Source organism: Streptomyces asoensis (assembly GCF_013085465.1).
GTDB classification, from domain to species: Bacteria; Actinomycetota; Actinomycetes; order Streptomycetales; family Streptomycetaceae; genus Streptomyces; species Streptomyces cacaoi_A.
In genome coordinates this window covers 3,111,322-3,137,895 of sequence record NZ_CP049838.1, presented here as the reverse complement: position 1 = coordinate 3,137,895, position 26,574 = coordinate 3,111,322, and the positions used below count along the sequence as shown (strand labels likewise).

Sequence of the window (26,574 nt, the reverse complement as noted above, 5' to 3'; positions counted from 1 at the left end):
CAGGACCGGCGCCCGGGGCTCACTCCTCGAACAGCGCCTCCTGCTCCCCCTCCTCCTGCCTGCGCAGCCGCTTGTTCCGCATGCCGACGACCACCGCCGTGACCGCCGCCGTCGTGCCGAGCGCCACCGGGACCATCCAGCCGCGGTCGACCGTGTGGCCGAGGGCGTGGTCGAGGGAGAGGCGGCCCGGGCCGGTGATGGCGAGGCCCGCGGCGGCCAGGCCCAGGGAGGCCGCGTGCTCGTAGCCGCCGCTCATCGCGAAGAAGCCGTTGGGGACGTGCACCGCGGACGCGCCCGCCATCGCGCCGGCCGCCGCCGCACCCGCCGCCGGGGTGGCCAGGCCCAGGGCCAGCAGCGTGCCGCCGCCGGCCTCCGCCAGGCCCGCCGCCGTCGCACTGGCCTTGCCGGGGGCGTAGCCGACGGACTCCATGAACTGGCCGGTCCCCTCCAGACCGTGACCGCCGAACCAGCCGAACAGCTTCTGCGCGCCGTGGGCCGCCAGCACTCCGCCGGTGCCGAGCCGGAGCAGCAGCAGTCCCAGATCACGACGGTCGTAACAGGTCACGGTGACTCCCTGAGCAGAGAACGGCGGACGTAGGAGAACGGGAACAGGAACAGGAACGGGAACAGGAACGGGAACAGGAACGGGAACAGCCCCCTCCGCGTTTCCACCGTCGCACCACTCACACCCGTCCGGCCCGTCCTGGGCGCCGTTCGGGTGGCGGGGCCCGGACCGCGATGTGAGGGTGGCCCGTATGGCGATCCAGATCGACAGACTCAGCGACCCGGCCGTGCGGGCCTTCGTCGCCGCCGTCAACGCCCACGACGAGAAGGCGTTCCGCAGCCTGCTCACCCCCGACGCGACCATGGCGGACGACGGCTCCGACCGTGACCTCGCCCAGTGGATCGACCGGGAGATCTTCTCCTCCCACGGCCACATGGACGTCACCAAGGAGTCGGCCGGCGGGCGTGCCCTCATCGCCGACTACCGCAACGACACCTGGGGCGAGATGCGCACCAGGTGGAGCTTCGTGGTCGAGGACGACGGCCGGATCTCCCGCTTCGAGACCGGTCAGGCCTAGGTCGGGCCCGGGCCTGCACGGCGGGCACGGCCGAGGGGCCGTTCACCGCCGGGCAGGCGGTCAACGGCCCCTCGGGCTGCGTCGGTTCACCAGGAGCGGGTGGCCGCCTGTTCCGTCAGGGTGAGCTGACCCGCCTTGATGGTGGCCAGGCGCGGGGCCCGGCGGGCGATCGACGAGTCGTGGGTGACCATGATGAAGGTCAGCCCGTACTCGTGCCACAGCCCTTCGAGCACCTCCATGATCTCGTCGCGCATGCCCTCGTCGAGGTTGCCGGTGGGCTCGTCGGCGAGCAGCACCTTCGGCTTCTTGACCAGCGCGCGGGCGATCGCCACGCGCTGCTGCTGACCGCCGGAGAGTTCCGCCGGGGCGTGCGTGAGGCGCTCGCCCAGGCCGACCGAGCGCAGGGCCTCCGCCGCGCGCTCGCGCCGCTCCGCGGGCTTCACCCCGAGCGGGACGAGCGCCGTCTCGACGTTCTCCTGCGCGGTCAGCGTCGGGATGAGGTTGAACGACTGGAAGATGATGCCGATCTTCTCGGCGCGCAGCCGGGTCAGCTTCGCCTCGCTGATCCGCGCGAGGTCGACGCCGTCCAGCTCGACGCTGCCCTCGGTCGGGCGGTCGAGGCCGCCGATCATCTGGAGCAGCGTCGACTTGCCGCCGCCCGTGGGGCCCTGGATGACGAGCTGGTCGCCGTCCGCGATCGTGAGGTCGATGCCGCGCAGCGCCTCGACCGTCTCCTTGCCGCGCGTGTAGCGCTTGGTGACGCCGGTGAGGTTGTACATGGGATCTCCGGGTTCTCCGTGTTCTCCGTGAGGGATGTGACGACTGGTCGGGACGCGGGTCAGGAGACGCTGCGCAGGGCGTCCGCCGGGCGCATCCGGGAGGCGCGCCAGCCGCCCATCGCGCCGGCGATCAGACCGCCGGCGACCGCCAGGCCCACCGCGAGCGCGATCGTGGTGACGGAGACCGGGGCCGAGAGGGCGATCTCCATCGTGTTCGACGCGGACTGCTGACCGGGGCCACCGCCGCCGGGGCCGCCACCCATGCCGCCACCGCCACCGCCGCCGGTGTTGCCGAGCTCGGCGGTCAGCTTCGGGCTGATCGCGGTCACCGTGTACGCGGCCGCCAGTCCCAGGCCGATACCGAGGGCGCCGCCGAGGAGACCGTTGACCATGGACTCGCCGACGACCTGCCGGGTCACCCGGCGGCTCGGCCAGCCGAGCGCCTTCAGGGTGCCGAACTCGCGCACCCGGCGGGACACGGCCGAGGAGGTGAGCAGCGCGGCCACCAGGAACGCGGCGACGAGGACGGCGATCGACAGCCACTTGCCGACGCTGGTCGCCAGGTTGGAGGCGGTGGAGAGGGAACCGGACACGGTCTCCGCGAGGTCGGCGGAGGTCGTCACGGTCGTGCCGGAGATGTTCTTCTGGATCGTCGCCTTGACGGTGTCGATCTGCTGGGAGTCGGTCGCCTTGACGTAGATCGTGGTGACCTGGTTCGCCGCGTCGGCGAGGGTCTGCGCCTGCTTCAGCGGCAGGTAGACATCCGTGGTGGAGTCGCTGCTGTCGGGGGTGGCGATACCGATGATCTTGTACTTGGTGCTGGAGATCGTCAGCGTCGAACCGACCTTGTACGAGTTCTCCTTGGCGTACGACTTGCTGACGACGGCGACCTTGGCGTTGGCCTGCGCCGAAGTGAACGTCACGCCCGAGGAGATCTTCGAGCTCGCCAGCGGGCCGAGGTCCTGGTTGGTGACGTCGACACCGGCCACGGAGTACGAGTTGACATCGAAGGAGGCGCCGCCGCCCTGCACCTGCGGGGCAGCGGTGGACCCGCCGCCGCTGCCGCCGCCGGGACCGCCCTGGCCGCCGTTGCCGCTGCTTCCGCTGGTGGAGCTCTGCGCCTTGCCCTGGGTGAAGGAGCCGTCGACCTTGGTGACGTTCAGGGTGAGGGCGCCGACCGCGGCCGCCACGCCCTTCTGGTCGGCGACCTGCGTGACGAGCGCCGCCTTCAGGGCCTGGCCGCCCTGCGTGGACACCCGGTCCGAGCTCTGCTCGGTGTCGTCGTCGTCCTCGCCCTTCGCGTCGAACTCGAATCTGGGGCCGCCGGAACTGTTGGCCGTGGGCGCCGTGCGGGCCTTGGTGACGGTCATGTCGGTGCCGAGACCGTAGAGCGACTGAAGGACCTTGTCCTGAGCCTGTGTCATGCCGGCCGACACCGAGTTGACGGTGATGACCAGCGCGATTCCGAGCGCCAGACCCAGTGCGATGACCAGGGCGGCCTTCTTGCGCCGGCCCAGTTCACGCTTGAGATAGATGCCAAACATCCCGTTCCCTAAGGTTCTTGGCGCCCGCTGTGGGCGCGGCCACAACCTAGGGAGAAACCTTTGAGTCGTCCTGAGTAAAGGATGTGTAAGAACTGAGAATGCGGGCGGCCGGATCAGAATTCCTTGAGACAGCTGATTCCTAGGCTGTGGAGGGGCTTTTCCCAGGTGGCAGGGGTTGGCTGGGGATTTCCTTTTCCCCGAATCCCCTTGTACGGTCCCGCAGTGCACGCATTCTCGCGCCCTTCCCCGCGCCTGTCCCGGCGCTCCCTGCTGGCCCTCGCGGCCACCGCGCCACTGACCGCCGCACCGCTCGCCGCGACTCCGGCCGCGGCCGCGTCCGACGTGGTGGTCGGCGGTGCGCGGCTCGTCGCCGACGGCGTCCAGGTGAACGGGGGCGGCGCCCTGCCGAAGAAGCTCACCGCCCGGGCCTGGCTGCTCGCCGACCAGGACAGCGGCGAGGTGCTCGCCTCCTACCGTGCGCATCTGCGGGTCGCGCCCGCCTCCACGCTGAAGATGCTGTTCGCCGACACCCTGCTGGACAGGTTCGAGCGCACCGAGCGCTACCTGGTGACCGACGCGGACCTGGCCGGCATCCCGTCCGGCTCCAGCCTCGTCGGCGTCGAGGCCGGGATCACCTACACCGTCGAGCAGTTGTGGCAGGGCGTGTTCCTGCGCTCGGGCAACGACGCCGTGCAGGTGCTCGCCCGGATGAACGGCGGGGTCGCGAAGACGGTCGCCGAGATGCAGGCGAGGGCGGTCGACCTCCAGGCGCTGGACACCCATGTCGTCAGCCCCGACGGCTACGACCACGACGGCCAGCTGTCCTCCGCCTACGACCTCGCCCTCTTCGCCCGGCACGGCCTGCGCGACGCCGACTTCCGTGCCTACTGCGGCACCAGGGCCGCCCGGTTCCCGGCCGGGGGCGGCAAGACCCTCCGCATCGAGAACACCGACCGGCTGCTGTCGGGCACGTACGGGGTGACGCCGTACCCGGGCATGATCGGCGTGAAGAACGGCTTCACCAGCAACGCCGGCAACACCTTCACCGGCGCCGCGACCCGCGCGGGGCGCACCCTCGTCGTCACCGTGCTGCATCCGAAGAGCGGCCACAACGCCGTCTACGAGGAGACGGCCGCGCTGCTCGACTGGGGCTTCGCGCAGGGGAGTTCGGCGCGGGCGGTGGGGACGCTGGTCGAGGCGTTGAGCGAGGGCGGGACCAGGGCGGGCGGGTCGTCCGCGGGGAAGGCGCCGCGTGCCGGGGCGGAGGCCTCGTCGGCGGGGGACGGCGGCGGGGCGGACGGGTGGGGCGCGCTCGGCGGGGCCGCGGGAGCGGTGGCGCTGCTGGCGGGCGGGGCGTACACGCTGCGCCGGCGTCGGCGCCGTTCCGGCGAGGTACCGCCCGCGAGTTGATGGTGCGGCAGCCGTCCCACGGCGCCGGTGCGTACCTCGCGGTCCCAGCGAGGTCCACCCCCACCCGGTGCCATGGGACGGCTGCCCCTCCCCCCTCGGTGTGGCTTTGCGGTCGTCCGGTGCGGAACTGTCGTGCCCCAAGTGTGAAGTTCTCGTGGAGAAGAGTTGAGCATAAGTCCGCTACCGGCCGCAATGGTGCGGACGGAGAAACTCCGCTTGTGCAGGTTGAGGAGTTGACGACCTGTGGGCGGCCGAGGTGCCGCCCACGGCCCGCCCTCGGCGCGCGCCCTCAGCCCCGTCCCACGTACGGCATCGCCGTCGCCAGCACCGTCACGAACTGCACGTTCGCCTCCAGCGGCAGCTCCGCCATGTGCCGCACCGTGCGCGCCACGTCGGCGACGTCCATCACCGGTTCCGGCGCGGTCTCGCCGCTCGCCTGCAACGCGCCCGTCTGCATCCGCGCCGTCATGTCGGTGGCCGCGTTGCCGATGTCGATCTGGCCGACCGCGATGTCGTACGCCCGGCCGTCCAGCGAAAGGGACTTCGTCAGGCCGGTGAGGGCGTGCTTGGTCGCCGTGTAGGGCGCCGACAGCGGGCGGGGCGTGTGCGCCGAGATGGACCCGTTGTTGATGATCCGGCCGCCTCGGGGGTTCTGCTCCTTCATCTGCCGGTACGCCCCCTGCGCGCACAGGAACGCCCCGTTGAGGTTGGTGTCCACCACGTGCCGCCAGGCGTCGTAGGGGAGGTCCTCGAACGGCACGCCACCCGGGCCGAACGTGCCCGCGTTGTTGAACAGCAGGTCCAGCCGCCCGAAGCGGTCACGCACGGCGTCGAAGAGGGCCGTCACCTCCTCGGGGCGTGAGACGTCCGTCCGTACGGCGAGACCCGTGCCCCCGGGCACCAGCGCGGCCGTCGCCTCCAGGGTCTCGGCGCGCCGCCCGGCCAGCGCCACCGACCAGCCCGCGCGCAGCAGTTCCACGGACACCGCCCGTCCGATCCCGGAACCGGCGCCGGTGACGATCGCGATCTTCGTCCGCCCGGCGGATCGTCCGGCGGCCCGGGTGTCCCGGGTGTCCTGGGCGTCCCGGGTGTCCTCGGCGTTCTCGGCGCTTTCGGCGTTCTCGGCATTCATGGGCCAGCAGCGTACGTGAGCCCCACCCCTCGGATCCGGCATGCGGAACTCACGCGTCCGACATCCGACTGTTGTGTACGCGCCAACCCAGCGATGCCCCCGGGCCGTCTCCGGCCACTGCAATGCCTCCTGTCGCCATTTTCTGGGGAGGACCGGAATGACACCCGCAGCCCACCAGTCCCAACATGCCCCCGAACTCCGCGCCACCGCCCGCCACTTGGGGCGCCGTCGCTTCCTCACCGGCACCGCGGCCGCCGCCGCGCTCGCCTTCACGGTGAACCTGCCCGCCGCCGGTACCGCGGCCGCCGCCGAACTCGACCCGGCACGACTCACCGACGACCCCTTCACCCTCGGCGTCGCCTCCGGCGACCCGCTGCCCGGCTCCGTCCTCCTCTGGACCCGCCTCGCGCCCGCCCCGTACCAGGCGGACGGCGGACTGCCCGCCGAGCGGATCACCGTGCACTGGGAACTGGCCCGCGACGAGACCTTCCGCCGGCCCGTCAGACGCGGCACCGCCCTCGCGCACCCGGAGTTCGGCCACAGCGTGCACGTCCAGGTCGACGGCCTCGAGAACGACCGCGTGTACTACTACCGCTTCAAGGCGGGCACCTGGATCAGCCGCACCGGCCGCACCCGCACCGCCCCCGCCCTCGGCGCCCAGGCGGCCGCCCTCACCGTCGGCGTGGTCTCCTGCCAGCGCTACGACCAGGGCTACTTCACCGCGTACAAGCACCTCGCCGAGGACGACGTGGACCTCGTCCTGCACCTCGGCGACTACCTCTACGAGTACGCCGTCAGCGGCGTCGGCGGCGCCCGCGCCTACCCGGCCGGGACCGTGCCCACCGTCTACGGCCACGAGATGGTGACGCTGGACGACTACCGCCTCAAGTACGCGCTGTACAAGTCCGACCCCGACCTGCTGGCCGCGCACGCCGCCCACCCGTTCGTCGTCACCTGGGACGACCACGAGACCGAGAACAACTACGCGGGCGCGGTGTCGGAGAACGACGACCCCGCCGAGGAGTTCCTCATCCGCCGGGCCGCCGCCTACCGCGCCTACTGGGAGAACCAGCCGCTGCGCCGCCCGCAACTCCCCGACGGCCCCGACCTCAGGCTCTACCGGCGGCTGCACTGGGGCCGGCTCGCCCAGTTCGACGTCCTCGACACCCGCCAGTACCGCTCCGACCAGGCGTACGGCGACGGCTGGCGGGTCCCCGGACCGGAGTCGGAGGACCCGGCCCGCACCCTGACCGGCGGTGCCCAGGAGCGGTGGCTGATCGACGGCTGGCACCGCTCGCGCGCCCTGTGGAACGTGGTCCCGCAGCAGGTCACCTTCGCCCAGCGGTACAACTCCACCGCCGTGCCGTCCCAGGTCTCCATGGACTCCTGGGACGGCTACCCGGCCTCCCGCGAGCGGATCCTGGCCGGCGCGCAGGCCGCCGGTGTCGAGAACCTGATGGTCCTCACCGGCGACGTCCATGTGCACTACGGCTTCGACATCAAGCGGGACTTCGCCGACCCGGCGTCGAAGACGCTCGGCACGGAGATCGTCACCTCGTCGATCTCCAGCGGCGGCAACGGCTCGGCGAAGCCCGCCAACTGGGCCACCTTCATGGCCGCCAACCCGCACCTGAAGTTCTACAACGGCCTGCGCGGCTACGCGACCGTCTCGCTCGGCCGCGACCTCGCCCGCGCCGACTTCAAAACGGTCCCGTACGTCACCACGCAGGGCGCCCCCCTCACCACGGCCGGGTCCTTCGTGACGGAGGTCGGCGACCAGGGGCTCAAGCCCGCCTAGGACGGGCCCGGGCCGCGAAGCTCACGGGGCCGGCGGCCAGGCGTCGCCCCAGTCGGCGTCCCGGGCCGCCCGGTACAGGTCGCCGTGCTTCTTCGTCACCGTCGTACGGCTCAGCCGCTCCTCGGTCTCGCACAGGTCGAGGAGCACCTGGCCCTTGCGGATCTGCGGCCGCCGGACCACCCGGGCGGAGACGGGGGAGACGGGGAAGCGGGCGGCCGCGACATAGCTGAACTTCTCGTCCTCGTAGGGCAGCGAGCCGCCCTTGACCTGCCGGTGCAGGGAGGAGCGGCTGACCCGCGCCGAGAAGTGGCACCAGTCCGTGCCGGGCACGATCGGACAGGCCGCGCTGTGCGGGCAGGGCGCGGCGACCCGGAACCCGGCGGCGATCAGCCGGTCGCGGGCCTCGATCACCCGGGCGTAGCCGTCCGGGGTGCCCGGTTCGACGATCACCACGGCCTGCGCGGCCGACGCGGCGGCGTCCACCAGCACGGCCCGGTCGGGGGCCGCCAGCTCGTTGAGGACGTAGGAGACGGTGACCAGGTCCGTGGGGTCCAGGGCGAGGGCCGTGCCGATGCGGGCGCGCTGCCAGCGGGCGTCGCGCAACGCCGGGTTCGCGGCGGCGATCTCGCGGCCGAGGGCCAGGGCGGGCTCCGCCCAGTCGAGCACGGTCACCGGGCGCGTCCCGTCCCAGGTGGAACTCACCGCCCAGGTCGCCGCACCCGTGCCGCCTCCGACGTCCACATGACCGGCCGGCGACCACTGCGGTACGGCGTCCGCGAACGCCTCCAGCGCCGACCGCACCGCCTCGAAGGTCGCCGGCATCCGGTACGCGGCGTACGCGGCCACGTCCGCCCGGTCGCGCAGGATGGGGGCGTCGGTGGGGGTGGCGCCCCGGTAGTTGGCGATGAGCCGCTCGACGGCCTGTCCGGCCTGCTTGGGCGGCAGCCCGTCGAGCAGGTCCGTCAGGGCACCGCGGAGGGTCTCGGAAACGGATACGGAGACGTTCACCCCCGGATTTTCTCAGGTCCGGGCGGCTGCCCTCACCGCACCGCCCTCACCGCCCCGCCTTTACCGCACCGCCATCGCCAACCGCGTCCCCACCAGAGCCCGCGGCCCGCTGTCCGGCACCCGTCTCCTCGGATGCACCGTGTTCGCCAGCAGCACCATGAACGTGTCCGTCGCCGGATCCAGTACCAGCGAGGTCCCGGTGAACCCCGTGTGCCCCGCCGCGCCCTCGCCCGCCAGCTCGCCCATGAACCACGACTGGTCCACCGCGAAGCCCAGCCCCGGCGGGGTCAGCAGGAGTTCCACGAAGTCGGGGCCGAGGATGCGGGCGGGACCGTACGAACCGCCCGACAGCAGGGTGCGGCAGAACACCGCGAGGTCGTGGGCCGTGGAGAACAGCCCCGCGTGACCGGCCACACCGCCCAGCGCCCAGGCGTTCTCGTCGTGCACCACGCCCCGCAGCATCCCCCGGTCCGCCTTCGCCCACGGCCGCCGCTGGTCCTCGGTCGCCGCCGCGCCGGGGCAGGGGCCGAAGTCGGTCGAGGCCATGCCCAGCGGACGGGTGATCCCCTCCCGCACGAGGACGTCGAGGGTGCGGCCGGTCAGCCGCTCCAGGAGCTGCTGGAGCAGCAGCATGTTCAGGTCCGAGTACATGTACGTGCCCGGTGCGCCGATCGGCGCCTCCGCGCGGAGCAGCCCCCACCGCTGGGTGTCGTCCGCGCACTCGTACAGGGGCAGCTCGGGGCGCAGCCCGGAGGTGTGGGTGAGGAGCTGGCGGACGGTGATGCCGTGGGCGGCGGCCGCGTGGAAGTCGGGCAGATAGGCGCCCACCCGCGCGTCGATGCCGAGGGTGCCGCGCTCGATCTGCTGCACCGCCGCCACCGAGGTGAACAGCTTGGTGAGGGAGGCCAGGTCGAAAGGGGTGTCGACGGTCATCGGGATCCGCGCCCCGGCCGGGAGCTCCACCCCCGCGTCGGCCGCCGGGTCGTACGCCGAGTACCGCACCGCCCAGCCCACCGCCTCCCGCACGGCGATCACCGGGCCGCGCCCGGCGACCACGACGGCGCCCGCCGCCCAGGGCCGGTCGCCGGTGGTGAGGTCCACGACGTCGCGGACCAGGAGCCGCGTCTCCGCCGGGTCGAGCCCGGCCCGTTCCGGTGTGTCGACGCGCAGTCTCGGTGCGCTCAGCTCACTGCTCCTTCCGCGCCCGTCTTCGTCCAGGGACGGCACATTCCCACGAAGCAGGCCACCGCCACCAGTGCGGCAGCCAACTGGACGACGGCCATCGGGACGGCCGTGTGCTCGCCGGCGATCCCGACGAGCGGCGAGGCGATCGCGCCGATGAGGAAGGAGGACGTACCGAGGAGCGCGGAGGCGGACCCGGCGGAGTGCCGGACCCGCATCAGGGCGAGGGTCTGCGCGTTGGGCAGCGTGACGCCCATCGCGGACATCAGGACGAACAGCGCGGCGGCCACCGGCGCCAGCCCGACCTCGCCGAACACACCCGTCGTCATGAGCAGCAGGGCGGTCGCGGCCAGCACGACGACCGAGAGACCGACGGCCAGGACCCGGTCCAGCCGGACGCGGCCCACCAGCACCCTGCCGTTGACCTGGCCGATCAGTACCAGTCCGACCGAGTTCACGCCGAACAGCAGGCCGAACGTCTGCGGGGAGGCGCCGTAGATCTCCTGGACCACGAACGGCGAGGCGCTGATGTACGCGAACAGTGCGGCGAAGGTGAAACCGCCCGTGAGCATGTAGCCGGTGAAGGGCAGGTCGCCGAGCAGTCGGCGCATCGAGCGCAGGGCCTCGCCTACCCCGCCCGCGTGGCGCTCGGCGGCGGGCAGCGTCTCCGGCAGCCGGGTCCACACGGCCACGGCCAGCAGCAGCCCGACCCCCGTGAGGAGCACGAACACGCCCCGCCAGTCCGTCGCCCGCAGGATCTGCGCGCCGATCAGCGGCGCCACGACCGGGGCGACCCCGGAGATCAGCATGAGGGTGGAGAAGAACCGGGCCATCGCGACGCCGTCGTACAGATCGCGTACGACGGCCCGCGCGATCACGATGCCGGCCGCGCCCGCGAGCCCCTGCACCAGTCGGCAGGCGACCAGCAGCTCGACGGTGGGCGCGAGGGCGCACAGGGCGGTCGCCACGACGTAGACGACGAGTCCGGCCAGCAGCGGGCGCCTGCGCCCCCACCGGTCGCTCATCGGGCCGACCACCAGCTGCCCCAGCGCCATACCGGCCAGGCACGCGGTCAGCGTGAGCTGCACGGTCGCGGCGGGCGCGTGCAGGGAGCGGGTCACCTCCGGCAGCGCCGGGAGGTACATGTCCATCGAGAGCGGGGGAGTGGCGGTCAGCCCGCCCAGGACGAGGGTGACGAGCAGCCCCGCCCGGCGCCGGGCGGAGAGCGCCGGCCCCGCTCCCTCGCCGATGCTCGTGTCCCGGTCCGTCACGGCCTTCGGCGCCGCGTCAGGTATGGCCCCACCCTCCGGCATCCGGCCGCCCCTCCCTCTCCGACATCTGTGCCGCCTATGCTCTCAGCTCGAACACACTGCTGGGACGGCACGAGGGCGGGGCGGGGTATGACGACGGACACGGTGCGGTGGGGCATCCTGGCGACCGGCGGGATCGCCGCCGCGTTCACGGCGGACCTGATCGACCTGCCCGACGCGGAGGTCGTCGCGGTCGCCTCGCGCACCGAGGTCTCCGCGAAGGCGTTCGCCGACCGGTTCGGCATACCCCGGGCCTACGGCGACTGGGCCGCGCTCGCCGCCGACGAGGACATCGATGTCGTCTACGTCGCCACCCCGCACGCCGCCCACCGCACCGCCGCCGGACTCTGCCTGGAGGCCGGGCGGAACGTGCTGTGCGAGAAGGCGTTCACGCTGAACCTGCGCGAGGCCGAGGAACTGGTCGCGCTGGCCCGGGAGCACGACCGCTTCCTCATGGAAGCCATGTGGATGTACTGCAACCCGGTCATCCGTCGCCTCAAGGCCCTCGTCGACGACGGCGCGATCGGCGAGGTCCGCACCGTGCAGGCCGACTTCGGCCTCGAGGGACCCTTCCCGCCCTCGCACCGGCTGCGCGACCCCGCCCAGGGCGGCGGCGCCCTCCTCGACCTCGGCGTCTACCCGGTCTCCTTCGCCCACCTCCTGCTCGGCGCGCCCTCGGGCATCGCCGCCCAGGCCGTCCTCTCCGCCGAGGGCGTCGACCTCCAGACGGCCCTGGCCCTGTCCTGGGACTCCGGCGCGCTCGCCGCCCTGCACTGCTCCCTCGTCGGCGGTACGGGCACCACCGCCTCCGTCACCGGCTCACGCGGCCGGATCGACATCCCGTCCGGCTTCTTCCACCCCGACCGCCTCGTCCTGCACCGCGACGGGCGCGACCCCGAGGAGTTCGCCGCCGACCCGGCCGACGGACCCCGGACGACGTTCCGGCACGAGGCGCGCGAGGTCATGCGCGCGCTGCGGGCGGGCGAGACCGAGTCCCCGCTGGTCCCGCTCGACGGCAGCCTCGCGGTGATGCGGACCCTCGACACGGTCCGCGAGCGGATCGGCGTGCGCTATCCCGGCGAGGAAGCGTGACCGCTCGCGAGACGTCCCGTCTCACCCGCTTGGTACCGTCGACCCATGGTCACCCAGTCCGGTAAACCGGCCCCCGACACCACCCGCCGCAGCGAGCGGTCCCGGCGCGCCATCTACGACGCCGCGCTCGCCCTCGTCGCGGAGACCGGCTACGCGAAGACCACGATCGAGGGCATCGCCGCCCGTGCGGGCGTCGGCAAGCAGACCATCTACCGCTGGTGGGGGTCGAAGGCCGACGTCCTGCTGGAAGCCTTCCTCGACCTCAGCGAACAGGCGGCGCGGGACGCGGGAGCGACGGAGCAGGAGCCGTACGTCATCCCCGACACCGGCGACCTGGCCGCCGACATCAAGGCCGTCCTGCGGGCCACCGTCGACCAGCTCACGGACCCCAGGTTCGAGGCGCCCTCACGGGCCCTGGCCGCCGAGGGCCTGGTCAACGAACAGGTCAGCCGAGAGTTCACGGCCAAGCTGATGGAACCGTCCATCCAGCTGTACGTCGACCGGCTGCGCGCCGCCCAGGAGGCCGGACAGGTCCGTGCCGACCTCGACCCGCGCATCGCCCTCGAGTTCTTCATCTCCCCGCTCGCCCAGCGCTGGCTCCAGCACACCGGCCCGATCTCCTACGAGTACACCGACACCCTCGTCGACTACGCCCTCCACGGCCTCGCCCCGCGCTGACCGCGCACCACATGGGTGACTCTGGCACCACTCGTCCCACCTGCCCCGATTCACGGCTACGGCCCCCCGATGCGCAGGATGGTGGGACCATGAGGCATGCTGTCCGCACCACAGCGAGGCGAGGGGACAGATGAGCGCGGAGTTCGGCGGCCGGACCGGCCTGTGGGGCAAGATCTCGGAGTGGCTGCGCACGAGCGGCCCGACGGAGGGCGCCGACGACGGCGACCGTGAGGCCCTGCTGCTGGCCGCCGCCGGAGCGGGACTCCCGCTCGCGCCCGCCGCGCACCCGGCCCCCGGCTACGGCTGCTCCTGCGACCGGGTCGGCTGTCCGACCCCCGCCCGGCACCCGGTGTCCTTCGCCTGGCAGACGCAGTCCACCACCGACCGCGCGCAGATCGAGCGCTGGGCCCGCCACCAGCCGCAGGCCAACTTCATCACCGCCACCGGCATGACGCACGACGTCCTCGACGTGCCGCTGGAGGCCGGTCGGCAAGCCCTGGAACGGCTGCTCGACTCCGGCGTCGAGGTCGGCCCGGTCGCCGAGAGCGACGACGGCCGCATGCTGTTCTTCACCCTCACCCGCGGTACCCCCGAGGACGAGGACGAGTGGTGGCCGTGCGAGCTGGACTGCCACCCCGAGACCATGGACGAGCACCCCGGCCTGCGCTGGCACTGCCGCGGCTCCTACGTCCTGGTACCGCCCGCCCGGCTCCCCGGCGACGACGGCCGTTCCGTGCACTGGCTGCGCGGCCCCGAGCACGCGCTGCCCGACCCGCTGACCCTCCTCGAAACCCTCACGGACGCCTGCGCCCGCCACGCCGGCCAGGAGTCCGACCACGCGAGCACGGCCTGGCCGTCGCGCCACTGACACCGGCCCGGGCCCCCGCAAGGGGCGCGGGGAACTGCGCGACCGGCCACGACGCACCCGCAGGTGCCAACGCACTCGGTGGTGGCTCACCATGCGGCCCGCGGAGCGCTACGCGCCCTTCGCCGCGGTCAGGCCCTCCAGGCGGCTGAGCATCGACACCTTGCCGTTCGCCGAACCCTTCGCCGGGGCCAGGGCGACGTCGTTGGCGACGAACTCCATCGTCAGGGACTGCTTGATCTCACCGGTCGTCAGCGCGCCCACGTTCTTGTTCGGGGTGGGCACGGCGGCGCCCGTCGCGGCAGTCTGCTTCATGTAGTGGTGCGTGGTGAAGAAGACCAGCGCCCCGCCGTCCGCGGTGCGCAGCGCCAGCGGCGCATAGTCGCCGCCGGTCAGCGGCTCGTCGATGTACTGCGTGGCCAGGCCCGGCTTGGTGGCGTTCTTCGCCCGGGTGGAGCGCAGCGTGTCGGTGTACGCGCCGTCCGCGAAGGCACCCTTGCCGCTTTGCAGGTACGCCGTGTAGTGCTTGCTCAAGTCCTCGGGGGCGACGGCCAGTTCGGCGGAGTCGGCCGGCACGGCCTCGGCGTGGCCGTCCTTGCCCGACTGCTTGAACTCCGGTACCGAGCCCGGCGCCACCAGCGTCAGATAGGTCGCCTGCCACGGCTCCGCCCGCTCGCCCCGGGTGAACACCATCAGCCAGCGTGAGTCGCCGCCCTTGTTGCCCTTCGCGTCGGCGACGAACCAGCGCGGCCAGCCCGCCTTCTCGACGATCGTGTACTTCACGTCCGACAGCACCAGCGGTGTGTGCTGCGGGTTGCCGTCCGGGTTGTTGACGCGGCCCGCCTTCAGCCGCGCCTCGTCGATGATCCCGAGGGCACCGGTGGTGTAGTCGGCGTCCAGGGAACTGTCGTACGCCGCGTCGGCCTTGTTGTAGGCGGACGTGAACTGCTCGACCGCCTTCACGGCTTCCGCCTTCGTGGCGGCCGGGAGCAACTCGAGCTCCCCATGGACCACCACGCAGCCGCTCGCCGTGAGCGAGACGGCGGTGAGCGACGCCGCTACGAGTGCGTACCGGTCACGTGCGCGGAGCCTTCGACTGCGCGGAACCCCGGTCGTCAGGCTGCGTTCCCTGCTCATCAGGCGACTTCACCTTCCCCTTCCCGGAGGCGAACCCTACCGGGGCGAGGAACAGCGCGAGTGTCGGGACCAGGTACAGCAGCCACACCGTGACCTGGAGGACCGTCGGATCGGGCTGGAAGTTGAACACGCCCTTCAGCAGCGTGCCGTACCAGCTGTCCGGCGGGAGCGTGCCGCTGATGTCGAAGGCCAGGCTGTTCAGGCCCGGGACCAGGTCGGCCTCCTGGAGGTCGTGGACGCCGTACGCCAGCACGCCCGCGGCCACCACGACGAGCATGCCGCCGGTCCAGGTGAAGAACTTGGCGAGGTTGATCTTCAGTGCCCCGCGGTAGAACAGCCAGCCCAGCAGGACGGCGGTCGCCAGGCCCAGGGCCACGCCGATCAGCGGGCGCGGGGTGCCGTCGCCGGCCGCGTGCACCGACGCCCAGACGAACAGGGCGGTCTCCAGGCCCTCCCGGCCGACCGCGAGGAAGGCGGTGGCGACCAGGGCGCCGGTGCCCATCGCGAGGGCCGCGTCCAGCTTGCCGTGCAGCTCCGACTTCAGATGCCGGGCGGTGCGCCGCATCCAGAAGACCATCCAGGTCACCAGGCCGACCGCGAGGATCGACAGGGAGCCGCCGAGCGCCTCCTGCGCCTGGAACGTCAGTTCCTGGGAGCCGAATTCGAGGACGCAGCCGAAGCCGAGCGCGAGCGCGACCGCGACGCCGATGCCGATCCAGATCGGCTTGAGGGCGTCCCTGCGGTCCGTCTTCACCAGGTAGGCGATGAGGATGCAGACGACGAGGCTGGCCTCCAGGCCCTCGCGCAGTCCGATCAGGTAGTTGGAGAACACGGGCTACGCCTCCTCGGAGAACAGCGTCCGGCCCCACCAGTCGTCCTTGTCACGGACGCCCGGCGGGACGGCGAAGACGGCCGAACCCACGTGCTGGATGTACTCGTTGAGCGCGTCGGACGCGAGGTTGCGCTGGACGCGGACGAACCCCTCGCGCACATCGCGCTGGTAGGCGAGGAAGAACAGACCGGCCTCGAGCCGGCCGAGGCCGTCGGTGCCGTCGGTGAAGGAGTAGCCGCGGCGCAGGATCGTCGCCCCGTGGTTGGAGTCCGGGTGCGCGAGCCGTACGTGCGCGTCGGGCTTCATCGCCTTCAGGAACGGCTCGTCGCGCTCCTTCGCCTTGCCGACCGGAGCGCCCTCGCCCTTGTCGCGGCCGAAGATGTCCTCCTGCTCCTGGAGCGAGGTGCGGTCCCAGGTCTCGATGTGCATGCGGATCCGGCGGGCGACGAGATAGGAGCCGCCCACCATCCAGTCGGGTCCGTCCTTCTCGCCGACCCACACGAACTTCTTCAGCCGGTCGGTCTCGGTGCCCGCGATGTTGCGGGTGCCGTCCTTGAAGCCCATCAGGTTGCGCGGGGTCTGCGCGTCGGGCGTCGTGGACGAGGTCTTGCCGAAGCCGAGCTGCGACCAGCGGATGACGACCTTGCCCATGCCGATCCGGGCCAGGTTGCGGATCGCGTGCACGGCGACCTGCGGATCGTCCGCGCAGGCCTGGACACACAGGTCGCCGTTGCTGCGGGCCGCGTCGAGCGCGTCCCCGGCGAAGGTGGGCAGGTCGACGAGCGCGTCGGGCCGCCGGTCGGCGAGGTCGAGCTTCTTGAACAACGACGGCCCGAAGCCGACCGTCAGGGTCAGCCGGGACGGCTTGAGCCCCAGGGCCTCGCCGGTGTCGTCCGGCGGCGCCTCGGCGAGGCCGCCGTACGCGCCCTCGCCGACCGCCTTCCCGGCCGTCATCCGGCGGGCCGCCTCCGTCCAGTCCTTCAGCAGCTGGACGAACTCGGCGCGGTCCGTGGTCGTCACGTCGAACGCGGCGAAGTGCAGCCGGTCCTGCACGGGCGTGGCGATGCCCGCCTGGACGCTGCCGTGGAAGCCGACCGCGGCGCCCGCCTCGGCGGCCGCCGGGTCGACGTCGTCGCCGGTGCGGGTCATCGCGACCGCGCCGCCGGCCGCCGCGGCGCCGAGCGCGAGGCCCGCGCCGCCCCAGCCGATCAGCGAGCGCCGGGAGGGACTGCTGCCCTGGGTCTCGGTCATGTCCTGGCCCCTCGGTTACTTCGCCACGGCGGCGGCGAGCTTGGACAGCGGCTCGGCGAGCGCGTTGACCGCGTCGGACAGTTCCTTGCGGTCCGCGGCGGCGACCTTGTCGTACGCGGTGAACGCGTACGAGGACGTGTTCGGGCGGTACTTGTCCAGCAGCGTGTTCAGCGCGGCGAACTGCTTGTCCAGCTCGGTGACCAGGGCCGCGTCGTTCTCCTGGGCGACCGGCTTGAGCAGCTCGTAGGACTTCTGGGCGCCCTCGACGTTGGCCTTGAAGTCGACGAGGTCGGTGTGCGAGTAGCGCTCCTCCTCGCCGGTGACCTTGCCGGTGGCGACCTCGTCGAGGAGCTCCTTGGCGCCGTTGGCCATGGAGGTCGGGGTGATCTCGGCCTTGCCGACCCGCTTCTGCCAGTCGGTCAGGTCGGTGGTGAGCTGGTCGGCGAGGGTCTTCTCGGCGGCGGTGATCTTCTTGTCCTGCCAGAGGGCCTTCTCCAGCCGGTGCCAGCCGGTCCAGGTCTGACCGGCCTCCAGGCCGTCCGCGCGGACGTCGACCTTCGGGTCGATGTCACCGAAGGACTCCGCGACCGGCTCGGTGCGCTCCCAGCCGATGCGGGAGGGCGCGTAGGCCGCCTTGGCCGCCTCGAGGTCCCCGGCCTTGACCGCCTTCACGAAGGTCGCGACGAGCGGCAGCGTGGCGTCGGCCTGCTCCTGCGCGTACTCGCGGTAGGCGGCGACGGCCTTGTCCAGGCGCGGGTCACGCTTGGCGACCGAGCCGCCGGTGACCTTGAGGTCCTGGCGGATGCCGGTGCCCTTCATGCCGGGCTTGCAGGCGATCTGGTAGTCACCGGCCTTCACCTCGGCGGTGACCCGCTGCTTGGTGCCGGGGCCGATGTTCTCCCGCTCGCTGACGATCCGGTCGTCCGGGAAGAGGATGTAGACCTCGGTGACCTTGGAACCCTTGTTCTCGATGGCGAGCTCGACGTGTCCGGCGGAGATCTCCTTCTTGGAGGTCACGCACTTGGCGTCGGTGGCGGTCACGCTGATGACGCGGTCGCCGTCTTTCGCGTCGCTCTTCGAGGTGCAGCCGGTGACGGCGGTCAGTGCGGTCACGGCGGTGACGGCGGTGACGACGGACAGTCTGGCGGCTCGCATTCGGGCTCCCAGCGATGGCTGAATAAGGGCGTGACGCGGCTCACAGGGTTGGTGAGCCTCGCCTAACTTATCCAAGGCTTACCTGCGTAATACCCGCCCGTGCAGTGATTCACCTCTCATAGACGCCGTATGAGCACGAGACGATCACGGTGACTCAAAACGGACCCCATGGGATGGTCAAAGGAGATTCAAAGATTCCGTTTCGGGGTCACCAGCACGGCTCCCGTCCGGGGGTGCGGAAGCACCTCGACCGGCTGGTCGTATACCTCCGAGAGCAGCCGCTCGGTGAACACCTCGCCCGGCGGACCGTCCGCCGCCACCTGCCCGGCGCACAGGATCGCGACCCGGTGCGCGTAGGCGGCGGCGAGCCCCAGATCGTGCAGGACCACGACCACCGCGTCCCCCTCGTGCGCCCTTTCCCGACACAGCCGCAACACCAGCTCCTGGTGTTTCAGGTCCAGGGCGGCGGTCGGCTCGTCGAGCAGCAACAGCGGCGCGCCCTGCGCCAGTACCCGGGCCAGCGCGACCCGGGCCCGCTCGCCGCCGCTCAGCGCGGAGAAGGGCCGCTCGGCGAACCCGCTCACCTCGGTGGCGGCCATCGCCCCGGCGACCGCGCGGTCGTCCTCGGCGGGGGAGGGGGCGTGCGGGGCGCGCCCCATCCGGACGACCTCCACCACGGTGAACGGGAAGGAGAGCGCGGCAGCCTGGGGCAGCACGGCCCGCCGCAGGGCCAGCTCCGGGGCGCTCCACTCCGTGGCGGGACGGCCCAGGATCCGCACGACACCCCGCGCGGCCGGCAGATCGGCGGCAAGCGCACCGAGCACCGTCGACTTCCCGGCCCCGTTGGGCCCCACCAGCGCAAGCACCTCACCGGCCCGCACCTCGACATCCACGCCCCGGAGCACCTCCCGCCCCCCGAGCCGCACATGAAGCCCCATGGCCTCGGCAAGCAGATCACCGGGCACAACACCCTCGGGAGGCGAGAACCGACGGCGAAGAAGTCTCATGGACGATCCCTCGAAAGGCGACGACGAACGCCGAACGGACAGGCGGATGGGGTTGCTTCGGGTTGCTCTGGACGGCCGGCGGCCGGCGGCCGGGTGGGGGGCAGGGCGTAGCCCGCCCCCCCCCCAGAGGCGCGGGGAACTGCGCGACCGGCCACAGCCGACCGGCACGCGCCCCGACCCCACCCCCCAACGGCGCATCCGCGCACACCGGACGGCCGGCGGCGGCGCCCCGGGGAAGGGGCGGGTGGGCCTCAAGCCCAACCCCCTTGGCGGCGCCGCGTCCTGCGCAACAGCCAGAAGAAGAACGGACTCCCGAGCAGAGCCGTCAGGACGCCGAGCGGAAGCTCCGCCGGCACGGCGACCGTGCGGGCCGCGAGATCCGCCGCCAGCAGCACCACCGCCCCCAGCAACGCGCTCCCCGGCACCAGGAACCGGTGCCCCGGCCCCGCCGCCATGCGCAGCAGATGCGGGACCACCAGCCCGACGAAGCTGATGATCCCGGACACGCTCACCGCGGCCGCCGTCAGCAACGCCACCACCAGGATCAGCACGATCCGCAGCCGCTCCACGTCCACGCCCAGATGCCGGGCCGGCCGCTCGCCGAGCGCCAGCAGGTCCAGTCGGCGCGAGTACAGGGGCGCGAGCGCGAGCCCGAGCGCCGCACAGGGCAGCACGGCGAGCACTTTCGGCCAGGTCGCCTGGGACAGCGAGCCGAGCTGCCAGAAGGTGATCTGCTGGATCGCCGCCGTGTCCGCGAAGAAGAGGCACAGCCCGATCAGCGCCCCCGCGAAGGCGTTCACGGCGATCCCGGTGAGGATCAGCGTCACCACCTCGGTGCGGCCCCCTGAGCGCGACATCACGTACACCAGCAGGACCGTGCCGAGCCCGGCGGCGAACGCGAACGCCGACACCGTCCAGTTGCCGAGGAAGTTCAGGCCGAAGGCGATCGAGGCGACCGCGCCGACCGCCGCGCCCGAGGAGATCCCGATGACGCCCGGCTCGGCGAGGGGGTTGCCGAACACGCCCTGCATCAGCGCGCCCGCGCACCCCAGTGAGGCGCCGACGAGCAGCGCGAGCACGATGCGCGGGAACCGTACGTTCCACAGCACCGACTCCGCGACCCGGTCCAATTCGTGGCCCCCGAGGCCCGTTCGGTGCTGCACGGAGGAGAGCACGTCCCCGATCGGGACCGGATAGGCGCCGAGCCCGCCGGCCACCGGCACGAGCACCAGAAGCGCCAGGACCAGCCCGGCGGTCAGCAGCCAGACGGCGCTGTGTCGCTTCCGGCCGGCCGGGGGAGCGGGGGCGGCGGTGCCGGCGGAGCCACCGGTGTCGGCGGGCTTGTCCAGGACGGTCATGGCCGAAGCTTAGGTTAGCCTAACCTTCACCCGCCATGGCTCGGCCGCCCGACGGTGCTTCAATTCCCCGGTGACTGATTACGACGTGCTCCGCGTCTTCTGCGCGCCGAACGGCGGCTACGGCAATGAACTGGGCGTGGTCCGCGAAGGTTCGGTGCTGCCGGACCGCGAGGACCGGCAGGACCTCGCGGCGAAACTCGGCTTCGGCGAGACGGTGTTCGTCGACGACCCCGAGCGCGGGATCATCGACGTCTACACGCCCACCCAACGCCTGTCCTTCGCGGACCACTCGTGCGTGGGCGTGGCCTGGCTGCTCGACGTGCCCGAACTCGTCACGCCGGCCGGCGCCGTGGGCACCCGCCTGGACGGGGAGTTCACCTGGATCGAGGCGCGCGCGGAGTGGGCCCCGCCGTGCGTGTTCCACCGGTACGCCACCGCCGCCGAGGTCGACGACCTGCCCGTGCCGCCGGCCGGCGACTGGATCTACGCCTGGGCCTGGGAGGACGAGCCGGCCGGCCGGATCCGCGCCCGCGGCTTCCCCGGCCGCGGCGACGGCATCGACGAGATCGAGGCGACGGGCGCGCCGGCGCTGCTGCTCACCGAGCGGCTCGGCCGCGCCCTGAACATCACCCAGGGTGCGGGCTCCCAGATCCTGACGGCCCCGCAGCCGTACGGGTGGGTGGAGATCGGCGGACGGGTGTTCCTGGAACGCTGAACCCTACGGCCGGTCGCGGGTGTCCGCGGAGTCTTACGCGGCCGTACGGGTGGTCTGGCGTGTGCGGGAAGGGGTGAACGGGGACCTCTGGGCGTGACCACTGAGCCCCGTGAGAGGAACGCCATGCGTATCCGTTCAGTTCTGGCCGCAACCGTCCTGGGCTTCGCCCTCGCCGCCACCGGCGCGACGGCCGCCATCGCCGACGAGGGTCCCCGCCAGCACCACGAGGGTCCTCGCGAGCACCACCACTTCGGCGGGCACGAGGGCGTGTGCAGCCCGTACATCGGCGCGATCGACACGTCCTCGGCCGACATCTTCTGGGCCGGCAAGCACTGCGACCGTTTCTGATCCGGCGCCGGGCCCCCTCGCCGTGCGGCGAGGGGGCCCGGTCCGTCTCCGTCCGTCCGCGAAGCCGGCTCACGCCGAGAGCGGGAACTCCTCGCCCAGGGCCCGGAAGACGTCGGTGTTCAGCGCGAAGGCACGCTTGCACTCGCTCACGATCCGCTGCTTCTCCAGGTCGTCCGCGCGCACCCCGTCCAGCAGTTCCCGGTAACCCCGCTTGAACGCCGCCGGGTTGCCGATCTCCTCGAAGACGTAGAAGCGGACGCCGTCGCCCTTGCGCTCGAAGCCCCAGGTCCGCTCCGCCTTGTCGCGGATGATCTGCCCGCCGGAGAGATCGCCCAGGTAGCGCGTGTAGTGGTGGGCGACGTATCCCGCCGGCCAGCGCTCGGCACACTCCCGCACCCGCGCCGCGTACGCCTCGGTCGCCGGCAGGGCCGACACCCCCGACCGCCATCCGGCGCCCCGCAGATGCGCCAGGTCCCGCTCCAGCGCCGGCAGCCGGAACAGCCCGGGCTGGATGAAGGGCCCGGCCACCGGGTCCGAGCCCAGTCGCCCGGCGCCGGCCTCCAGCGCCTCGTAGACGAACCAGAGCTGCTCGGTGTAGCGCGCGTACGCCTCGACGCCGAGCCTGCCGCCGAGGAGGTCACTCATGAACGTCGAGGTCTCGGCCTCCACGTGCTGCTCGTGGGAGGCCGTGCGGATGAGTGTCGAGAACGAGTCCATGCCCCACATCCTTTAAGGTAAGGCTTACCTAAGTCAATGGGTTTGCCGACGCCGTGTCGGTAAAAGCGTACAAGAAAAGACCCGCCCCCAGCAGGGAACGGGCCTTCGGTTCCGTTACGGCAGCGTGAGGATGTCCGCCCCCGTCTCGGTCACCACCAGCGTGTGCTCGAACTGGGCCGTCCGCTTGCGGTCCTTGGTCAGCACCGTCCAGCCGTCGTCCCACATGTCGTACTCGTGCGTGCCGAGCGTCAGCATCGGCTCGATCGTGAACGTCATCCCGGGCTGGATGACGGTCGTCGCGTGCGGGCTGTCGTAGTGCGGGACGATCAGCCCGGAGTGGAACGACGAGTTGATCCCGTGCCCCGTGAAGTCCCGCACCACGCCGTACCCGAACCGCTTGGCGTACGACTCGATGACCCGCCCGATGATGTTGATCTGCCGGCCGGGCCGGACCGCCTTGATCGCCCGCTCGAGGGACTCCCGGGTCCGCTCCACCAGCAGCCGCGACTCCTCGTCGACGTCCCCGACCAGGTACGTGGCGTTGTTGTCGCCGTGCACCCCGCCGATGTACGCCGTCACGTCGAGGTTGACGATGTCGCCGTCCCGCAGGACCGTCGAGTCCGGGATGCCGTGGCAGATGACCTCGTTGACGCTCGTGCACAGGGACTTGGGGAAGCCGCGGTAGCCCAGCGTCGACGGATAGGCGCCGTGGTCGCACATGTACTCGTGTGCCACCCGGTCCAGTTCGTCGGTGGTGACCCCCGGCGAGATCAGCTTCGCGGCCTCCGCCATCGCCTGCGCGGCGATCCGGCCGGCCCGGCGCATCGCCTCGATCGTCTCGGGCGTCTGCACCTCCGGCCCGGTGTACGGCGTCGGCGCGGGCTTGCCGACGTACTCGGGGCGGCGGATGTTTCCGGGCACCGAACGGAGGGGGGACAGCTCCCCCGGGACGAGCAGCGACTGGCCAGACATGCGAGTGAGTCTAACGAGCGGCCATGGGGGAACATGACGATGGCGAGAGGAGCCGTCATGCCCCTGTTCAAGAAGCGGACCGTCGGCAAACCGGGCGAGTGGTACTACTGCCTGGAGCACAAGAAGGTCGAGGAGGGGCCGGAGTGCCCGGCCAAGGACCGTTTCGGCCCGTACGCCACCCGCGCGGAGGCCGAGCACGCGATGCAGACCGCCCGCGAGCGCAACCTCCAGTGGGAGAACGACCCCAAGTGGCACGACGCCCCGGCGGCCGGGGCCCCCGACGACGACTGATCACCCCCGGCGATCACGCGATCGATCACACGTCCATGACCGGTGCGGCTGCCGACCGCTCGGCGCGCAGCCGCGCCGCGTGCTCGTTCGTGCGCACGTCGTACGTCATCAGGCCCGGCAGGCACAGCGCCAGCAGCCCCACCGCGCCCACGCACAGCACCCCGCCCGACCAGACGGACGTCCGCACCCCCAGCCAGGCCGCCAGGCCGCCGCTGCGCACCTGGCCGACCGTCGGCCCCACGGAGTAGGACAGCAGCTCGATCCCGGCGAGCCGTCCGCGCAGCTCGTCAGGGATCGTCTGGTTCCACATGACCCCGCGGAAGATGCCGCTGACCATGTCGAAGGCGCCCGCGAGGGCGAGGCAGAACAGCACCAGCCAGACGTTCCCGGCGAGCCCGGCGGCGGCGATCGCCCCGCCCCACAGCGCGGCCGACAGCACCACCATCCGCCCGTGCCGGTGCACCCGTGAGGTCCAGCCGCTGGTCAGGCTCACCAGCAGCGCCCCCGCCGGCACCGACGCGTACATCAGGCCCAGCGACCACTCGGCGTCCAGTTCGTCGGCGAGGAACGGCAGCACGGCGAGCGGCATGGCGAGGAACATCGCCGCGAGATCGACGGCGTACGTGCCGAGGAGCTCCTTGCGGCCCCAGGCGTACCGGGCGCCCTCGGCGATGGCCTTGAGGGAGGGCTTCGCCGCCTCGTGCGCGGCCGGTGAGGCGGCGATGGGGACGACGAGGGCGACCGACGCCACGAAGGTGAGGAGGTCGGCGGCGTAGGCCCAGCCGAGGCCCGCGTACGCGACGACGACACCGGCGAGTGCCGGTCCCGCGACCCCGCCCACGGTCCACCGCAGCGAGTTCAGCGCGGTCGCCGCCGGCAGCTGCTCATGGGCGACGATCCGCGGCCAGAGCGAGTCCAGTGCGGGCCGCTGGACGGAGACGAGGGCGGAGGAGAGCGCGGCGACGAGGTACAGCGGCCAGACCGCCGGCCCCGGCAGCAGCGCGTTGACCAGCAGTATCGCGCTGAGCAGTCCCTGCCCGGCCTCCGTCCACACGATGAGCTTCCGCTTGTCCCACGCGTCCGCGAGGGCCCCGCCGTACAGGCCGAACACCAGGAGCGGCACCAGCTCCACGGCCCCGATCGCCCCCACCGCCGCGGCCGATCCGGTCAGCTCCTTCAACTGCACCGGCAGCGCCACGAAGGTGAGGAAGCTTCCGAAGTTCGACACCGTGCCCGACACCCAGAGCCGCCGGAAGTCCCGTGAGGCCCGCCAGGGGGCGAGATCGGGGAGCAGGCCACGCAGACCGGAGGGAGCGGGCGGCGCGGCAGCGGGGACATCGTTGTCGGTCACGAGGGGCCATGCTCGGGCGGGAGCGGAGCGAGGGGCAACTGCTTTTCGGCGGACCGGCGGACCGGCGGGCAGGTGGGTGGGCAGGCGGGCAGGTCACCACGGGGGAGGGGGCGGTGCCGTCAGCCGTTCGGCAAGGTGGGAGAGACGGTCGGCGAATCGTCGGCGCCCTCTCGCCGGAGGCAGCATCTCGCCGGCGGCCGCGCTCACCAGGTGCTGCACGGTGTCCAGGTCCAGCTCGGAGCCGTCCGGCACGGCCAGCGTCTCGTGGGCCAGGGCCGTCAGCTCCCCCTCGCCCGGGCCGAGGGTCAGGATCATGACGCCGGCCCGCCGGGCGTCCGACACCCGCTCGAGGAGCGGTGCGTCCCCCGACGGCGACGCCACCAGCAGCGTCTCGCCCCGCCGGGCCGCCTCGATCCGGCCCAGGCCGACCGCGAGATGCGCCGGGTCGGAAGGACGCGCGTCATGCCTTACCAGGGTCGGCGCCAGCTCCGGCGTACCCGACCACGCGGCCTCGTCCACCAGATGCGCCGCGAGATGCCAGGGCTCGTACGCCGCCGTGCCCACCAGCAGCAGCCCGCCCCCGTGCGACACGACCGACCCGCGCAGCACCCCGGCGAACCTCCGGGTGGCCCCCAGCCACTCGGTCCCGGCGAGCACCTCACGCAGCAGCGCGACCCGTACGGCGTCCATGCGGCCGCATCGTGCCGCAACCGGCCGCCGCCCGCCCGGGGTTCGCCCCTCGTTCACCCGACATGACGAAGGACCGCTCCGCACGCCCACGTAAAGTCGGCCCATGACCTCTACCGACAGTGCACAGAACACCTCCGCGGCCGCCCCGGCGAAGGCCCCCGCCAAGGACCCCTGGGACCTCCCCGACGTCTCCGGACTGGTCGTCGGCGTGCTCGGTGGGACCGGCCCGCAGGGCAAGGGTCTCGCCTACCGGCTCGCCAAGGCCGGCCAGAAGGTGATCATCGGTTCGCGTGCCGCCGACCGCGCCCAGGCCGCCGCCGACGAGCTCGGGCACGGTGTCGAGGGCGCCGACAACGCCGAGACCGCGCGCCGCAGCGACATCGTGATCGTCGCCGTACCGTGGGACGGCCACGGCAAGACCCTGGAGTCCCTGCGCGAGGAGCTGGCCGGCAAACTGGTCGTCGACTGCGTCAACCCGCTCGGCTTCGACAAGAAGGGCGCCTACGCGCTGAAGCCGGAGGAGGGCAGCGCCGCCGAGCAGGCCGCCGCCCTGCTGCCGGACTCCCGCGTCGCCGCCGCCTTCCACCACCTCTCGGCGGTCCTCCTCCAGGACCCGGAGATCGACGAGATCGACACCGACGTGATGGTGCTGGGCGAGGAGCGGGCCGACGTCGAGCTCGTGCAGGCGCTGGCCGGCCGGATCCCCGGCATGCGGGGTGTCTTCGCCGGACGGCTGCGCAACGCCCACCAGGTGGAGTCCCTGGTCGCCAACCTGATCTCGGTCAACCGCCGCTACAAGGCCCACGCGGGGCTGCGCGTCACGGACGTATGAGCGCATGGGGGACACTGGTCGGAGCCAGCCCGGCAGTG

Annotated in this window: 27 protein-coding genes; 10 read left to right on the top strand and 17 right to left on the bottom strand. The window is 72.2% G+C overall.

Annotated elements, in window-relative coordinates; genetic code table 11:
- Positions 1–19: 19 nt before the first annotated feature.
- Positions 20–565 (bottom strand): DoxX family membrane protein, encoded by a 546-nt coding sequence (locus G9272_RS14075; protein WP_171396908.1) that lies wholly within the window; start codon positions 563–565, stop codon positions 20–22.
- Positions 566–755: 190 nt separating this feature from the next.
- Here G9272_RS14075 and G9272_RS14070 point away from each other — a divergent pair, with 190 nt between their 5' ends.
- Complete coding sequence (locus G9272_RS14070) at positions 756–1,082, top strand: nuclear transport factor 2 family protein (RefSeq protein WP_171396907.1); 327 nt, start codon at positions 756–758, stop codon at positions 1,080–1,082.
- 86 nt (positions 1,083–1,168) lie between these two features.
- Here the strand turns inward: G9272_RS14070 and G9272_RS14065 are convergent, their stop codons facing one another.
- The gene (locus tag G9272_RS14065; protein ID WP_171396906.1) at positions 1,169–1,861 is read right to left on the bottom strand and encodes an ABC transporter ATP-binding protein; all 693 of its coding nucleotides are present in this window, start codon (positions 1,859–1,861) and stop codon (positions 1,169–1,171) included.
- Between the two features lie 59 nt (positions 1,862–1,920).
- A complete protein-coding gene (locus tag G9272_RS14060; protein ID WP_171396905.1) occupies positions 1,921–3,405 on the bottom strand; it encodes an ABC transporter permease in 1,485 nt (494 codons plus the stop codon).
- Between the two features lie 222 nt (positions 3,406–3,627).
- Between G9272_RS14060 and G9272_RS14055 the strand changes: the two genes are divergently transcribed.
- The gene (locus G9272_RS14055) at positions 3,628–4,815 is read left to right on the top strand and encodes a D-alanyl-D-alanine carboxypeptidase family protein (RefSeq protein WP_171396904.1); all 1,188 of its coding nucleotides are present in this window, start codon (positions 3,628–3,630) and stop codon (positions 4,813–4,815) included.
- Between the two features lie 289 nt (positions 4,816–5,104).
- Here the strand turns inward: G9272_RS14055 and G9272_RS14050 are convergent, their stop codons facing one another.
- A complete protein-coding gene (locus G9272_RS14050; RefSeq protein WP_171396903.1) occupies positions 5,105–5,947 on the bottom strand; it encodes an SDR family oxidoreductase in 843 nt (280 codons plus the stop codon).
- Positions 5,948–6,104: 157 nt separating this feature from the next.
- Here G9272_RS14050 and G9272_RS14045 point away from each other — a divergent pair, with 157 nt between their 5' ends.
- Entirely contained in the window at positions 6,105–7,745 is a 1,641-nt protein-coding gene (locus G9272_RS14045; RefSeq protein ID WP_171396902.1) for an alkaline phosphatase D family protein, read from the top strand.
- Between the two features lie 21 nt (positions 7,746–7,766).
- Here the strand turns inward: G9272_RS14045 and G9272_RS14040 are convergent, their stop codons facing one another.
- Genes G9272_RS14040 through G9272_RS14030 form a run of 3 tightly spaced genes read right to left on the bottom strand, consistent with a single transcriptional unit; the run spans position 7,767 to position 11,248 of the window.
- Positions 7,767–8,753 (bottom strand): small ribosomal subunit Rsm22 family protein, encoded by a 987-nt coding sequence (locus G9272_RS14040; RefSeq protein WP_171396901.1) that lies wholly within the window; start codon positions 8,751–8,753, stop codon positions 7,767–7,769.
- A gap of 60 nt (positions 8,754–8,813) precedes the next feature.
- Positions 8,814–9,980 carry a serine hydrolase domain-containing protein gene (locus G9272_RS14035; protein WP_171396900.1) on the bottom strand — a complete coding sequence of 389 codons (1,167 nt, stop codon included), beginning with the start codon at positions 9,978–9,980 and terminating at the stop codon, positions 8,814–8,816.
- Positions 9,935–11,248 (bottom strand): multidrug effflux MFS transporter, encoded by a 1,314-nt coding sequence (locus tag G9272_RS14030; RefSeq protein ID WP_171396899.1) that lies wholly within the window; start codon positions 11,246–11,248, stop codon positions 9,935–9,937. Before G9272_RS14030 ends, G9272_RS14035 begins: the two co-directional genes overlap by 46 nt.
- Positions 11,249–11,335: 87 nt before the next feature.
- Here G9272_RS14030 and G9272_RS14025 point away from each other — a divergent pair, with 87 nt between their 5' ends.
- The 3 genes from G9272_RS14025 (at position 11,336) to G9272_RS14015 (ending at position 13,883) form a co-directional block, all read left to right on the top strand.
- A complete protein-coding gene (locus G9272_RS14025; protein WP_171396898.1) occupies positions 11,336–12,337 on the top strand; it encodes a Gfo/Idh/MocA family protein in 1,002 nt (333 codons plus the stop codon).
- A 45-nt stretch (positions 12,338–12,382) separates the two neighbouring features.
- Positions 12,383–13,015 (top strand): TetR/AcrR family transcriptional regulator, encoded by a 633-nt coding sequence (locus G9272_RS14020; RefSeq protein ID WP_171396897.1) that lies wholly within the window; start codon positions 12,383–12,385, stop codon positions 13,013–13,015.
- 130 nt (positions 13,016–13,145) lie between these two features.
- On the top strand, positions 13,146–13,883 hold the full coding sequence (locus tag G9272_RS14015) for a bifunctional DNA primase/polymerase (protein ID WP_171396896.1): 738 nt from the start codon (positions 13,146–13,148) through the stop codon (positions 13,881–13,883).
- 108 nt (positions 13,884–13,991) lie between these two features.
- On the opposite strand, the gene G9272_RS14010 is transcribed toward G9272_RS14015, so the two are convergent.
- From G9272_RS14010 to G9272_RS13985, 6 genes are all read right to left on the bottom strand, one after another.
- Complete coding sequence (locus tag G9272_RS14010; RefSeq protein ID WP_171396895.1) at positions 13,992–15,017, bottom strand: hypothetical protein; 1,026 nt, start codon at positions 15,015–15,017, stop codon at positions 13,992–13,994.
- A complete protein-coding gene (gene efeU / locus G9272_RS14005) occupies positions 14,956–15,849 on the bottom strand; it encodes an iron uptake transporter permease EfeU (RefSeq protein ID WP_171396894.1) in 894 nt (297 codons plus the stop codon). Before efeU ends, G9272_RS14010 begins: the two co-directional genes overlap by 62 nt.
- A 3-nt stretch (positions 15,850–15,852) precedes the next feature.
- The gene (gene efeB / locus G9272_RS14000; RefSeq protein ID WP_171396893.1) at positions 15,853–17,100 is read right to left on the bottom strand and encodes an iron uptake transporter deferrochelatase/peroxidase subunit; all 1,248 of its coding nucleotides are present in this window, start codon (positions 17,098–17,100) and stop codon (positions 15,853–15,855) included.
- Positions 17,101–17,115: 15 nt separating this feature from the next.
- Positions 17,116–18,255, bottom strand: a complete 1,140-nt coding sequence (efeO, locus tag G9272_RS13995; RefSeq protein ID WP_171396892.1) for an iron uptake system protein EfeO — start codon at positions 18,253–18,255, stop codon at positions 17,116–17,118.
- 188 nt (positions 18,256–18,443) lie between these two features.
- Positions 18,444–19,262 carry a heme ABC transporter ATP-binding protein gene (locus tag G9272_RS13990; protein WP_171396891.1) on the bottom strand — a complete coding sequence of 273 codons (819 nt, stop codon included), beginning with the start codon at positions 19,260–19,262 and terminating at the stop codon, positions 18,444–18,446.
- Between the two features lie 251 nt (positions 19,263–19,513).
- Positions 19,514–20,620: a FecCD family ABC transporter permease gene (locus G9272_RS13985; protein ID WP_216377817.1), complete on the bottom strand. Its 1,107-nt coding sequence runs from the start codon at positions 20,618–20,620 to the stop codon at positions 19,514–19,516.
- Positions 20,621–20,690: 70 nt separating this feature from the next.
- On the opposite strand from G9272_RS13985, the gene G9272_RS13980 reads away from it, so the two are divergent.
- Both G9272_RS13980 and G9272_RS13975 read left to right on the top strand, forming a co-directional pair.
- Positions 20,691–21,335: a PhzF family phenazine biosynthesis protein gene (locus G9272_RS13980; RefSeq protein ID WP_171396890.1), complete on the top strand. Its 645-nt coding sequence runs from the start codon at positions 20,691–20,693 to the stop codon at positions 21,333–21,335.
- A gap of 123 nt (positions 21,336–21,458) precedes the next feature.
- Positions 21,459–21,683, top strand: a complete 225-nt coding sequence (locus G9272_RS13975; protein ID WP_171396889.1) for a hypothetical protein — start codon at positions 21,459–21,461, stop codon at positions 21,681–21,683.
- 69 nt (positions 21,684–21,752) lie between these two features.
- On the opposite strand, the gene G9272_RS13970 is transcribed toward G9272_RS13975, so the two are convergent.
- A complete protein-coding gene (locus G9272_RS13970) occupies positions 21,753–22,400 on the bottom strand; it encodes a heme oxygenase (biliverdin-producing) (protein ID WP_171396888.1) in 648 nt (215 codons plus the stop codon).
- 114 nt (positions 22,401–22,514) lie between these two features.
- Positions 22,515–23,372: a type I methionyl aminopeptidase gene (gene map, locus G9272_RS13965; protein ID WP_171396887.1), complete on the bottom strand. Its 858-nt coding sequence runs from the start codon at positions 23,370–23,372 to the stop codon at positions 22,515–22,517.
- A 57-nt stretch (positions 23,373–23,429) separates the two neighbouring features.
- On the opposite strand from map, the gene G9272_RS13960 reads away from it, so the two are divergent.
- A complete protein-coding gene (locus tag G9272_RS13960; protein ID WP_171396886.1) occupies positions 23,430–23,663 on the top strand; it encodes a hypothetical protein in 234 nt (77 codons plus the stop codon).
- A 25-nt stretch (positions 23,664–23,688) separates the two neighbouring features.
- On the opposite strand, the gene G9272_RS13955 is transcribed toward G9272_RS13960, so the two are convergent.
- Both G9272_RS13955 and G9272_RS13950 read right to left on the bottom strand, forming a co-directional pair.
- Positions 23,689–25,014, bottom strand: coding sequence for an MFS transporter (locus G9272_RS13955; RefSeq protein WP_171396885.1), 1,326 nt, complete (start codon positions 25,012–25,014; stop codon positions 23,689–23,691).
- A gap of 93 nt (positions 25,015–25,107) precedes the next feature.
- The gene (locus tag G9272_RS13950; RefSeq protein ID WP_171396884.1) at positions 25,108–25,704 is read right to left on the bottom strand and encodes a hypothetical protein; all 597 of its coding nucleotides are present in this window, start codon (positions 25,702–25,704) and stop codon (positions 25,108–25,110) included.
- Positions 25,705–25,807: 103 nt separating this feature from the next.
- On the opposite strand from G9272_RS13950, the gene npdG reads away from it, so the two are divergent.
- Positions 25,808–26,536, top strand: a complete 729-nt coding sequence (gene npdG, locus G9272_RS13945; RefSeq protein WP_171396883.1) for an NADPH-dependent F420 reductase — start codon at positions 25,808–25,810, stop codon at positions 26,534–26,536.
- The last annotated feature ends 38 nt before the right edge of the window (positions 26,537–26,574 follow it).